The organism is Pseudonocardia sp. C8, from assembly GCF_014267175.1.
Lineage (GTDB): Bacteria > Actinomycetota > Actinomycetes > Mycobacteriales > Pseudonocardiaceae > Pseudonocardia.
On the sequence record NZ_JACMTR010000002.1, the window covers coordinates 1,192,602 to 1,204,686 of the forward strand.

Genomic DNA, 12,085 nt, shown 5'->3' on the forward strand with positions numbered 1-12,085 from the left:
CGCGGATGCGTCACACCGGCCCCGTCGCGCCGCGGGCCCGCCGTAAGGTCGCGTCCGTGACCCGTCCCCGCCTGGTCGCCCTGGACATCGACGGCACCGTCGTGCACGGCAGGCGGCCGCCGACCCCGGCCGTGCTCGACGCGATCGCCGCGGCCTCCGCGCACGCGGAGGTGATGCTCTGCACCGGCCGCACGGTGATCGGGGCCGCCGCCGCCCTCGACCAGGTCGGGCTGCGCCGGGGTGTCACGCTCACCTCGAACGGCGCCGTCGAGATGGACACGGCGTCGCGCGCGGTGCGGTCGGTGGCCCGGTTCGACGTCCGCGCGGGGCTGGCCCGGCTGCGGGCGACGTTCCCGGGCGCGGTGTTCGCCGGCGAGCACGTCGGTGTGGGGCAGCGGGTGAGCGGGCCGTTCCCCGACGGCGTCCTCGCCGGCACCGTCACCGAGGTCGGGCTGGACGGCGTGGCCGACCGGCCCACCCCGAAGCTCATCATGTACTGGCCTGGCCGGACGCCGGCCGAGACCGCCGCGCGCGCCGCCCGCCTGCGGTTCGATGACGCCACCATGACCCTCGACCACGAGCTGCCGTGGGTGACGCTGGTGCCGGCCGGGGTGTCGAAGGCGTCCGGGCTGGCCCGGGTGGCGCAGCGGCTCGGCGTCGACCGGTCCGAGGTGCTCGCCGTCGGCGACGGCGACAACGACCGCGAGATGCTGCGCTGGGCGGGGCACGGCGTCGCGATGGGGCAGGCGCCGCCCGAGGTGCACGCCGACGCCGACTCGAGCACCGGCACGGTCGCCGAGGACGGGCTGGCAGCCGCCCTGCGCCGCTGGTTCTAGCCGACCGGCCCGACCGGTCGCGCCGATCCGGCCAGCTCGACCGGGACGCCGGCGACCAGCGGCACCGTGGCGTCCGGGAACGCCCCGCAGGACGGCGGGCGCGGCGGCAGCCCGGTGCCGGCGCGCACGTCGACCGTCCACACCCGGCCGTCGGTGGCACGCACGGCCACCGCGCCGGGTCCGTCGGCCGCGTCCACCTGCAGCGCCGTGGCGTCACCGATCCCGGTGTGCTCGCGGACGGCCAGCTCGGCGAGCTGCTGCGCCGGTTCCAGCCCCGCGTGCCCGCGGCACGCCCACGGGTCCACGTTCCCGCCGGCCGCCGCCTTGAGCGCGGCCAGCGCGCTGCCGGTGTCGAGCCGGCCGTAGGCGTACCCGGTGGGCAGCACCAGCGCGGTCGGTGCGAACCGGTGCCCACCGAGGTGGGTGCACTCCCACACGTCGGCGCCCTCGGCGTCCAGCTCGGCGGCCAGCGCGCGGCCCCGCACGGCGCAGCAGACGTCCCGGCGGCCGTGCGCGCAGACCAGCAGCACCGGGTCGGTGACCGGCTCGCCGGCGTCCGGGTCCAGGCAGACCGTGACGAGCTCGTCGGTGCTGCAGACGGTCCGTGCCCGCACCCGGGACGCGCCGGGGGCCAGGTCGGCGAGGTAGACGGTGCGGGCACCGTCGCAGTCGCGGCCCGCGCGCCCGGGCCGCCGGATCAGCAGCAGCCGGACGTCGGCGCGGCGCAGCCGCTCGAACAGCTCCGTGACGTCGGGGTCGGGATGGTCGGCGACCGTGCGCGGCCACGCCCCGACGTGCTCGACGGCGACGACCCGGCGGGCGGCCGGCGCGGTCCCGGCCAGGGGCTCCCGGGCGGCCTCGCTCAGCGCCGCGCAGCCGGTGCGCGGTCGTGCGTCCGCGGCCGGGCGGCCGCCCGGAGCAGCGGAAACCGTCATCGGACCAGTGTAGGCAAGGATGGCCTAAGTTCAAGCCGGGGTCCCTGGTCGCGGTCAGGTTCGCCCGGGCAGGTCCTTCCGGAGCACCTTTCCGGTCTGGTTGCGTGGCAGCTCGTCGAGGAAGTGCACGTCCCGGGGGACGGCGAACTTCGCCAGATCGGACCGCACCCGGTCACGGATCGTGTCCGCGTCGAGGTCCGCGCCCGGCTCCAGAACCACCCAGGCGGCGAGGCGCTGGCCGTAGTCGGCGTCGTCCACGCCGAGCACGCAGGCCTCGCGGACGCCGTCCAGCCCGGCGACGAGGTCCTCGACCGGACCGGGGTGCACGTTCTCCCCGCCCGAGACGATCATGTCGTCGGCCCGTCCGGTGAGGAACAGCCTGCCCTGCTCGTCGAGGTGCCCGACATCGCCGGTGCCCAGCAGCCCGTCGCGTTCCTCGAGCCCGGACTCCCCACCGGTGTAGCCCTCGAACGGCAGGTCGTTGCCGACGAACACCCGTCCCTCGACACCCGGCCCGGCCGGCCGGTCGTCGTCGTCCAGGACCACCAGGGTGGTCCCGGCGGGGGCGCGGCCCGCGGTGCCGGGGGCGTCGCGCAGGTCGGCCGGGCCGGCGATCGAGACCCAGGAGACCTCGGTGGAGCCGTAGAGGTTGTAGAGGCAGTCGCCGAAGCGGTCCATGAACGCGGTCGCCTGCCCGGCCGGCAGCGCCGAGCCGGACACGGCCACGATCCGGGGTGCGTGGCCCGCGGGCCATCCCGGGGCGCCGGACTCGAGCACCCGCTGCAGCATCACGGGCACCGCGAACACCGTGGTGCACCACCGTTCGGCCACCGCGTCCAGGAAGCCCTCGGGGGTGAACCTGCGGCGCAGCACGACCGTCGCGCCGTGCAGCGCGGCGAGCAGCAGCCCGGCGTTGCCCCAGGTGTGGAACAGCGGCGCGGCGATGTGCACCGGCTCGGCGGCGCGCAGCGGGATCGCCGAGAGGATCGACGCCGCCGGGGCGAGGGTGGACGGGTGCGGCCGCTTGGCACCCTTCGGTGTGCCGGTGGTGCCGGAGGTCAGCACGATCTGCTTGGAGGGTTCCGGCCGGAACGGCAGCTCGCCCGGTCCGCCCCGCACGATCATGGCGCCGAGGTCGTCCACGGCGCGGTCCCCGGCGGGCCGCGGACGGTCCGGTGTGGAGGTCAGCACGACCCGCGGGCCCTCCGGCACGAGGTCGAGGAACTCCGGGTCGGCGACGATCGTGTGCAGCCCCTGCTGGGCCTGCACCCCGCGCAGCTGCTCGGCCGACAGCCCGGTGTTGACCAGGACGACGTCGGCGCCCGCCTTCCCGGCGGCGATCATCGCCGCGATCGGGGCGGCCGAGTTGCGGCACAGGATGCCGACCGGGGCACCCGGCCCTGCCCCGGAGTCGAGCAGCGCCAGCGCGAGCCGGTCGGTGCGCTCGTCGAGCTCGGCGTAGGTGGTGACGCCGTCGTCGTCGACCACCGCCAGCCGGTACGGGTGCCGGGCAGCGCCGACCGCGTAGGCGGCGGGGATGCTGTGGCCGTAGCGCAGCAGGGCGCGGCCCATGCCGACGAGCTTGCCCGGGCCGACCGGCCGCACGACCCCGGAGCGGGCCAGGGCGACGGTGGCGCGGGCGGTGCCGCTGCCCAGCTCGTACGCCGTGCGTGCGGTGCCGGTCAGGGTCTGGAGCAGCGGGGAGGCGGCCATGCGCGGCAGTCTTGCAGGGGTCTCCGGAGCGTCGCCGGATGCGGTGCGGTGATCTGTGTCGGGTCTCACTGCGTCCGTCCTTCGGGTGGGGCCGCCCGCTCGGGTGCCGGACCGGCCGGCGGGGAGGGGGACCCGTCGGCCGGCCCGGTGGCCCGGCCGCGGGCATGCGGCCGGGTCCCGGGCGCCGTCACCTCCGCCGGGGGCGCGTGCCCACGGCGGGTGACGACGACACGGCGCACGGTACTACCCGCCGGTAGGGGCTCAGCGGGCCCGCCAGTACCCCGTCGCGTAGACCGCGCGCCGGTCGAACCCGCGGTCGCTCAGCAGGTGGCCCCGCAGCTCCTTGACCGCGGCCGACTCGCCCGACAGCCAGGCCTGGCCGCGTCCCTCCGGCAGCGTGAGCGCCTTCACCGCCGCGACCAGCGGCGTCCCGGCCGGGGCGTCGCCCCGGTGCACCCAGTCGACCTGCGCGTGCCCGGGCAGGTCCTGCTCCTCGCCGGCGTCGGCGACCTCCACGACCGCGCGGACCGGGACGTCCGGGAGCGCGGCGGCGAGCGTCTCCAGCACCGTGGCGACCGCGGGCAGCGCCGACTCGTCGCCGATCACCAGCTGGAACGACGCGGCGGGGTCCGGTTCCCACCGGCCGCCCGGTTCGGACACGCCCACCCAGTCCCCGGGCCGCGCGTCCACCGCCCACGCCGCGGCGGGCCCGTCGCCGGCGTGCACGACGAAGTCGACGTCCAGCTCGCCGTGCGCGCCGGCGTCCGGGGCGAACCGGCGCACGGTGTAGGTCCGGATCGCCGGGCGGGGCTCACCGGCCGGCCAGACCGGACCGCCGGTGGACGCGCGCGGGATCGCCGGGCGGTCCTGGCCCTCGACCGGGAAGAACATCTTGATCCGGCGGTCGGGGCCGTGCCCGGGGAACCCGGCCAGCTCCTCGCCGGTCAGGGTCACCCGGATCATCGCCGGCGTGATCCGCTCGGTGCGGGCCACCTGCAGCAGGCGGGGCGCGGTCGTGCTCATGGCGGTGGAGTCTCCCGGACGCCCCGGTCAGGGCCGACCGCGGAGTCCGGCCAGCCCGGTCCAGACGACCTCCATCAGGTAGTCGGTCGCCTGCTCGGCGGTGATGCGCTCGTCCTGCCCGCGCCACACGGCGAGCCGTTCCGCGGCACCGACGATCACCTGTGCCCAGCCGGTCAGCCGCGCGGGGTCCGCCTCCGGCACCTGGGCGGCCAGCAGCCCGGCGATGAAGTCGGTCTGCTGCGCGCGGATCTCCTCCAGCGCGTCGTCGGCCACCCCGGCCTCGGAGCAGAACAGCTGCCAGGCCGGCGCGCGGCGGTCCAGGTAGACGAAGAACGCGAGCGTGCCGCCGCGCAGCATCGACTCGGGGTTGTCGGCGGCGGTCGCGGCCTCGGCCACGGCCTCCAGCAGCTCGGCCCGGGCCCGCGCGATCGCGGCGAGCAGCAGGCCCTCCTTGGAGCCGAAGTGCGTGTAGAGCACCGGCTTGGTGACCCCGACGCGCTCGGCGACGGCGTCCATCGACGCGCCCGCGTACCCGCGCTCGCCGAACACGGCGACGGCGGCGTCCACGATCTGGCGTTCCCGCTCCGCCCGGGGCACGCGGCGCCGGGGGCCGGGAGCGGTCTGCGTGGTCACGGCACGAACCGTACCCAGATGAAGTTACTCGTGGTAGGTTACCGTCGGTAACACCGAGCGAGCCGGAGGAACGCATGGCCGAGCAGGTCGACACGCTGATCGTCGGGAGCGGGTTCGCCGGGCTGGGTGCCGCCGTCCGCCTGGACGAGGCCGGGCGCCGGGACTGGCTGATGCTGGAGAAGGCCGACACCCTCGGCGGCACCTGGCGCGACAACGTCTACCCGGGCTGCGCCTGCGACGTGGAGTCCCACCTGTACTCGTTCTCCTTCTTCCCGAACGACGAGTGGACCCGCACCTTCGCCCGGCAGTCCGAGATCCGGTCCTACCTGGAGGACGTCGCCGACCACTTCCGGCTGCGGGACCGCATCCGGTTCGGCGCCCACGTCACCGGCGCCGAGTGGGACGGCGCGGCCTGGGACGTGACGCTCGCCGACGGCAGCGCGCTGCGTGCCCGCTACGTCGTGTTCGGCACCGGCGCCCTGCACGAGCCGGCCGTCCCCGAGATCGAGGGCCTCGAACGGTTCGCCGGAGCCGCGTTCCACTCCGCGCAGTGGGACCACACGGTGGACCTGCGCGGCAAGCGGGTCGCCGTGATCGGGACCGGTGCCTCGGCCATCCAGTTCGTGCCGGCCGTCGCGCCCGAGACCGCGCACCTCACGCTGTTCCAGCGCACCGCGCCGTGGGTGCTGCCCAAGCCGGACCGCCCGATCCGCGAGCGCACCCGGCGCGCGTTCCGCCGCGTCCCCGGCCTTCGCCGGGCATACCGCACCGCGCTCTACTGGCGGCACGAGGCGCTGGTCGTCGGCTTCCTGCACCCGAAGATCATGTCGGTGGTCGAGCGGGCGGCCCGGCTCTACCTGCGGCGCGCCTTCGCCGGTGACCCGGAGCTGCGCCGCGCGGTGACACCCGACTTCACCATCGGCTGCAAGCGCATCCTGATGAGCAACGACTACTACCCGGCGCTGCGGCGCGACGACGTCACCGTCGAGACGGCCGGGATCGCCCGGATCACCGAACGGGGTGTGGTCACCACCGACGGGGTCGAGCACCCGTGCGACGTGATCGTGTTCGGCACCGGGTTCCGGGTCGGCGACGGCATGAGCCGGATGGCGATCACCGGCCGGGACGGCGTCAAGCTGGCCGACGCCTGGCGGGACGGCCCGCAGGCCTACCACGGGACGACGGTCGCCGGGTTCCCGAACCTGTTCACGCTCGTCGGGCCGAACACGGGCCTCGGGCACAGCTCGATGGTCCTCATGATCGAGTCGCAGCTGAACTACGTGCTCGACGCGATGGCGCTCGTCGACCGCAACCGCGCCGTCGCGATCGACACCCGCGCCGACGCCCAGGACGCGCACAACGCCGAGCTGCAGGAACGGCTCGGCTCGGCGGTCTGGGGCGCCGGCGGCTGCGCCTCGTGGTACCTCGACGAGAACGGCCGGAACCGCACCCTGTGGCCCGGTTACACGTTCACCTTCCGCAACCGGACCCGCCGCGCCGACCCGGCCGCGCACGAGCTCGTCGCGTAGCTAGCGTCTCGCGGGTGGACGTCTACGCGCTTCCGATGACCACCCGCTTCCGCGGGATCACCACGCGGGAGGGCCTGCTGCTGCACGGCCCGGCCGGGTGGGGGGAGTTCTGCCCGTTCACCGAGTACGACGACCGCGAGGCCGTCGCGTGGCTGGCCGCCGCCCGGGAGGCGGCGGGGCAGGGCTGGCCGGAGCCGGTGCGCGACCGGGTCCCGGTCAACTGCACCGTGCCCGCGGTCGGGCCGGAGCACGCGCAGCGGATCGTGCGGGCCTCGGGCTGCACCACGGCGAAGGTGAAGGTCGCGGAGCGGGGCGGGCGGCCCGGCGATGACGAGGAGCGGGTCGCCGCCGTCCGGGACGCGCTCGGCCCGGCCGGCCGGATCCGGGTCGACGCCAACGCGGCCTGGTCCGCCGACGAGGCGGTCGCCGCGATCGGGCGGCTGGCGGACGCGGCCGGCGGGCTGGAGTACGCCGAGCAGCCGTGCGCGTCGGTCGAGGACCTGGCCCGGGTCCGGCGCGCGGTGGACGTGCCGGTCGCCGCCGACGAGTCGATCCGCCGCGCCGAGGACCCGCTGCGGGTGGTGCGCGCGGAGGCCGCCGACGTCGTCGTGCTGAAGGTGGCGCCGCTCGGCGGGGTGCGCCGGGCCCTGCGGATCGCCGGGGAGTGCGGGCTGCCGGTCGTCGTGTCGTCGGCGGTGGAGTCGAGCGTGGGCCTGGCCGCGGGGCTGGCGCTGGCCGGGGCGCTGCCGGAGCTGCACCACGCCTGCGGGCTCGGGACGGCGTCGCTGCTGGCCGCCGACGTCGTCGCCGACCCCCTCGTGCCCCGCGACGGGTGGTTGCCGGTCCCGCGGCGGGCCCCGGAACCCGTCCGGCGCGGCGAGGTGGCCGCACCCGCGGACCGGGCGAGCTGGTGGCGGGCCCGCCACGACCGGGTCGCGGCCCTGCTCGACCGGTCCTGCTAGCGGACCGCCCGCCACACCGTCGCGGTCGTCGCCAGCAGGACCAGCGTGCCGACCGACTCCACGACGAGCGTGGTCGGCGCCAGCTGGTAGTCCAGGCTGGACCGGATGCCGAACAGCCCGACGGTCAGCGCGAGCACCAGCGACAGCAGCGTGCCCGCCATGAACAGCAGGGCCAGCACGCACGCCAGCAGCAGGAGCCGCCGTCGCAGCACGAGCACGGCGACCGCCAGCACCGCGCCGCCGATCGCGTTCAGGATGAACAGCACCCCGAGGACGCCCCCGGTGCCGTTCAGGGCGAGGTAGAGGTGGATGCCGCCCATCGCGAGCAGGAACAGCGCGCTGAGCGCCTGCCCGAGCATCGGTGAGCGCTGCACGTGGCGATCGGTGGTCCGCGACATGACCGTGCCTCCCGGCGCGCGGCGGCCGACCGTCCCGGGCGCCGCCCGGTGAGTGCACCACATCCGGGGCGGCGACGGCGTCCCGAAATCTGACGAATCGCCGCCGGGTCAGGTCCGGCGGGGCAGCAACGCGACCGCGTACAGCACGAGGATCGCGCAGTACAGCGACGCCGGCACCGCGGAGGCCGGGACGCCGGAGCCCGACCACAGCCCGGGCCACTCCATCCCGATCAGCGGCAGCGCGAGCAGCGGCGCGGCGAGCGCGGTGTCCCGCCGGGCCAGCAGCACCAGGACCCCGGGCATGAGCAGGGTCAGGTAGTTGTGCCAGCTCACCGGGGAGAGCAGCAGGGCCGCGGCGGCCACCGCCCACAGCCCGGTGCCCCCGCCGTCGCCGTCGCGGTGTGCCCGCCACAGCGCGACGCTCACCGCCAGCAGGCCGAGGACCACGCCGGCGGCGAACCCGCCCGGCACGACCGCGACCGGGGAACCCGAACCGCTGTCGGTGGTGAGCCGGGCGAGGGTGGCGGGCAGGGAGGCGTTGTCGGCGTAGGTCTGCGCCGGGCGCCGGAGCAACGACGCCGCCCACGTGGCGAGCGCCGCCGGGCCGGTGACGAGGGCGCCCGCCCCGGTCGCGACCACGGCGGTGAGCGCACCGGCCGCCGTCCCCGGGAGGCGTCCCTGCAGGGCCGGGACCAGCAGGACCGGAGCGAGGCTGGGTTTGAGCGCCACCACCAGGCCCAGCGCGACGCCCTCGGCGACCGGCCGGGTGGCCCGGGCCGCCAGCCAGGCGGCGACCAGCCCCGCCGTCAGGACCGGGTACACCTGGCCGAGCCCGAGCGTGCCGAGCACCGGCGACGAGACCAGCAGCGCGACCGTCGCCGGGACCGCGAGCCGGGGCTCCAGCCGGCAGGCGACCGCCACGGCGGCGAGCGAGCCCGCCAGCAGCACCGCGCCGAGCAGGACGGTGAGCCGGTAGGCCTCCAGCGGGGCGAGCAGCGCCAGCGGCACGCAGAGCACGACGAACAGCGGCGGGTTGAGGTTCGGGTCCCGGGCACCGGTGGCGTAGGGGTCGGTGCCGTCGAGCAGCGCGCGTGCCGAGCGGCGGAACGTGTCGAGGTCGGAGTGGATCGCGAACTCGTCCGAGGCGAGCCGGGCGAGCGCGAAGCTGCCGCGGTCGACGTAGAGCGTCGCGGCGGTCGCCACCGCGGCGACGGCGACCGCGTACGCCGTCGCCCGGCCCGCGCGCGCCGTGGCCGATGTGGACGGCACGGGACCTCCGGGGGACGGCGGGCGGGCCGTCGACGGTAGCGCGCCCTCGACACCGGCGGGCCCGCGCCTCGCCCCGGCGTCGGCCGTGCCGTGGGCGAACGCTCACCGAACCCGGAGACGCTCGCGGGATGGAGTGAGCGTCTCCGGGTTTCGTGAGCGTTTGCGTGGCGCGCGCCGCGCGGAGGGGTGCAGGGGTGCCGATCTCGCGCCCATCGCCCGGCGGCCTGCACACCGCGCCCGTCGCCCGATCCGGCTCAGCGGCTGACCGGGCGGGCGGTGTTGCCCGGTGCCCGGCACCTCGCCCGCGCCGGCCGGCCGGGCGCGTCCCGCACGATCGCGGCGCGGCCTAGGCTCGGTGACGTGGGCGTGATCGTGGCCGGGGCAGGCATCGCCGGGGTCGCCTGCGCCGCCGAGCTGGCGTCCCGGGGCGTCGACGTGACGGTGCGGGAGCGGGCGTGCGGTGTCGGCGGCCGGCTCGCGGTGCACCGGCACGCGGGCCGGCCGGCCGACATCGGCGCCGCCTACCTCACCGTGTCCGACGAGGACTTCGCCGCCCGGGTCCGGTGCTGGCGGGACGCCGGCCTCCTTCGCGAGTGGACCGACACCCTGGCGGCCTACGAGGGCGACGCCCGCGGCCCGGACAGCCCGGGGCCGATGCGGTGGGCAGCGCCGGGCGGGCTGTGGTCGCTGGTCGCCGATGCGGCCCGGGGACTGGACGTCCGGACCGGGCACCCGGTCACCGCGGTCCGGCCCGGGCCGGGCGGGCGCCCGGTCGTCGACGGCGAGCCGTGCGACGCGGCCGTCCTCGCGATGCCGGACCCGCAGGCCGCCCGGCTGCTCGACCCGGACACCGCGGCCGGTGCCGCCGTCGCCGGTCGGGTGTGGAACCCGGTGCTCGCACTGACCCTCGGGTTCGCTCGCCGCGACTGGCCGGCCCTGCCCGCCGCGTTCGTCAACGACCACCCGGTGCTGGCCCTGGTCGCCGACGACGGGGACCGCCGCGGCGACGGCGCGCCGGTGCTCGTCGCCCACTCGACCGCCGCGTTCGCCCGCGCCCACGACACCGCGCCGGAACGAGCCGTGCCGGAGCTCACCCGCGCGGTGCGGGCACTGCTCGGGATCGTTGCGGATCCGGAGTGGACGTACGTGCACCGGTGGCCGCACGCCGCGCCCGCCACGGCCCGGGAGGCCGCGTTCCACCTCGACGACGACGGCGTCGGGTTGGCCGGGGACGGCTGGGGCCGCCCGCGGGTGCAGACGGCGTGGCTGTCCGGCCTGCGCCTGGGGCGCGCCGTGGCCGCGCGCCTCGGCCACTGACCGCCGGGGACGCCCGGTCGTTGCCGCCCCGCCCCGGTCGTCGCTGCCGCGCCCCGGTCGTTGCCGCCCCGCCCCGGTCGTCGCTGCCGCGCGCCGGTCGTCGCCACCCTGCCCGGCCGTCGCCCCCGGGACCCGCCGAGATGCAGATGAGCGCGAATTGTCGATCCTGGGCTCAAGGGGTGGTCGCAACATCCGGTGGGACGGGTCGTGAGAGTAGCCGGGCCATGGCCTCGGCGGGGCTGTCCCAGCCGAGTGTCTTGCGGGGACGGGCGTTGAGCTCGGCGGCGACGGCGGCGAGGTGTTCGGCGGAGTGTCGGGACAGGTCGGTTCCCTTCGGGAAGTACTGGCGCAGCAGCCCGTTGGTGTTCTCGTTGCTGCCGCGCTGCCAGGGACTGTGCGGGTCACAGAAGTAGATCGGCAGGCCGGTGGCGATGCTGATCTCGCCGTGGCGGGCCATCTCGATGCCCTGGTCCCAGGTCAACGACCGGCGCAACATTTCCGGCAGGGAGCAGATGGCGGGGATCATGGCGTCGCGCAGTTCCTCGGCGCCGTGGCGGCCGGGCAGGTGCAGTAGCAGCACGAACCGGGTGCTGCGTTCGACCAGGGTCCCGATCGCCGTCGCCCCGTCACCACCGATGATCAGGTCGCCTTCCCAGTGTCCGGGCACGGCGCGGTCGTCGGCCTCGGCCGGCCGCTCGGAGATCATGATCTTGTCGGGGATCCGGCGTTCCCGGCGTTGGTCGGGCAGCCGGCGGGGCCGGCGCAGTGCCCGGCCGGTGCGCAGGCAGCGGGTCAGTTCCCGGCGGAGTTCACCGCGGCCCTGGACGTAGAGTTCCTGGTAGATCGTCTCGTGGGACACCCACATCTCCGGCTGCTCGGGGTAGCTGCGCCGTAGTGTGCTGCTGATCTGTTCCGGGCTCCACCGCGCCTTCAACCCGGCCTTGACCTCGGCCAGCAGCGGCGGGTGGGTGAGTTTGCGGGGCTTGGGGCGCCGCGCTCGCTGTTCGGCCTTGGCCTGGGCCAGCGAGGGCCGGTAACGCAGCCGCTCGTGCTGGGGCTTGTCCCGGCCACGGTTGGTGCCCGGTACCGGGCCCGGCCGCCGACGCTGGCCGTCTGGTGCCGGTTCCCGCCGGGGGCGACCCCGGGCATGGTTGCGGGCCAGCTCCCGGCCGACCGTGGACCGGTGGCGTCCGATCTCGTGGGCGATCTTGGCGCGGGACCACCCCTTCGACCAGCCATCCGCGATCTCTTCGCGTTCGGCCAGCGACAGGTAACGGCCCGCAGGCGGACCGTCGAGATCATCCGGGATCATCCCGCCAGACTGCGCGACCCACCCGCGGGCACCGGTCGGTGACACGCCGACCGCGGCGGCCGCTTCCTCGAGCGTCGCTCCGCCGAGCCGAGCCAGCCAGAACGCCCGCACACGATCACGGGGCAACCGCGGAGGACCAGACACCACAACACCTCATC

Annotated in this window: 11 protein-coding genes; 4 read left to right on the forward strand and 7 right to left on the reverse strand. The window is 76.3% G+C overall.

The features are described from left to right. Positions 1–56 precede the first annotated feature (56 nt). Positions 57–836 (forward strand): HAD family hydrolase, encoded by a 780-nt coding sequence (locus H7X46_RS06290; RefSeq protein ID WP_370588635.1) that lies wholly within the window; start codon positions 57–59, stop codon positions 834–836. Here the strand turns inward: H7X46_RS06290 and H7X46_RS06295 are convergent. The 4 genes from H7X46_RS06295 to H7X46_RS06310 form a co-directional block, all read right to left on the reverse strand. Next, a complete protein-coding gene (locus H7X46_RS06295) occupies positions 833–1,771 on the reverse strand; it encodes a sucrase ferredoxin (RefSeq protein WP_186358505.1) in 939 nt (312 codons plus the stop codon). The genes H7X46_RS06290 and H7X46_RS06295 overlap by 4 nt on opposite strands. 54 nt (positions 1,772–1,825) lie before the next feature. Next, a complete protein-coding gene (locus H7X46_RS06300; RefSeq protein WP_186358506.1) occupies positions 1,826–3,484 on the reverse strand; it encodes an AMP-binding protein in 1,659 nt (552 codons plus the stop codon). Positions 3,485–3,745: 261 nt separating this feature from the next. Next, positions 3,746–4,507, reverse strand: a complete 762-nt coding sequence (locus H7X46_RS06305; RefSeq protein WP_186358507.1) for a siderophore-interacting protein — start codon at positions 4,505–4,507, stop codon at positions 3,746–3,748. A 27-nt stretch (positions 4,508–4,534) separates the two neighbouring features. Continuing rightward, entirely contained in the window at positions 4,535–5,140 is a 606-nt protein-coding gene (locus H7X46_RS06310; protein WP_370588636.1) for a TetR/AcrR family transcriptional regulator, read from the reverse strand. A gap of 74 nt (positions 5,141–5,214) precedes the next feature. On the opposite strand from H7X46_RS06310, the gene H7X46_RS06315 reads away from it, so the two are divergent. Together H7X46_RS06315 and H7X46_RS06320 are read left to right on the forward strand one after the other, a co-directional pair. After that, the gene (locus tag H7X46_RS06315) at positions 5,215–6,669 is read left to right on the forward strand and encodes an NAD(P)/FAD-dependent oxidoreductase (protein WP_186358508.1); all 1,455 of its coding nucleotides are present in this window, start codon (positions 5,215–5,217) and stop codon (positions 6,667–6,669) included. Between the two features lie 14 nt (positions 6,670–6,683). Beyond that, positions 6,684–7,631, forward strand: a complete 948-nt coding sequence (locus tag H7X46_RS06320) for an o-succinylbenzoate synthase (protein WP_186358509.1) — start codon at positions 6,684–6,686, stop codon at positions 7,629–7,631. Here H7X46_RS06320 and H7X46_RS06325 read toward each other — a convergent pair. Continuing rightward, positions 7,628–8,029: a hypothetical protein gene (locus H7X46_RS06325; protein WP_186358510.1), complete on the reverse strand. Its 402-nt coding sequence runs from the start codon at positions 8,027–8,029 to the stop codon at positions 7,628–7,630. The genes H7X46_RS06320 and H7X46_RS06325 overlap by 4 nt on opposite strands. A 108-nt stretch (positions 8,030–8,137) precedes the next feature. Then, the gene (locus H7X46_RS06330) at positions 8,138–9,298 is read right to left on the reverse strand and encodes a glycosyltransferase family 87 protein (RefSeq protein WP_186358511.1); all 1,161 of its coding nucleotides are present in this window, start codon (positions 9,296–9,298) and stop codon (positions 8,138–8,140) included. A 360-nt stretch (positions 9,299–9,658) separates the two neighbouring features. Between H7X46_RS06330 and H7X46_RS06335 the strand changes: the two genes are divergently transcribed. Then, positions 9,659–10,615 carry an NAD(P)/FAD-dependent oxidoreductase gene (locus H7X46_RS06335; protein WP_370588637.1) on the forward strand — a complete coding sequence of 319 codons (957 nt, stop codon included), beginning with the start codon at positions 9,659–9,661 and terminating at the stop codon, positions 10,613–10,615. A gap of 172 nt (positions 10,616–10,787) precedes the next feature. Here H7X46_RS06335 and H7X46_RS06340 read toward each other — a convergent pair whose 3' ends face one another. Continuing rightward, positions 10,788–11,927 carry an IS30 family transposase gene (locus H7X46_RS06340; RefSeq protein ID WP_186358512.1) on the reverse strand — a complete coding sequence of 380 codons (1,140 nt, stop codon included), beginning with the start codon at positions 11,925–11,927 and terminating at the stop codon, positions 10,788–10,790. Positions 11,928–12,085: the final 158 nt, after the last annotated feature.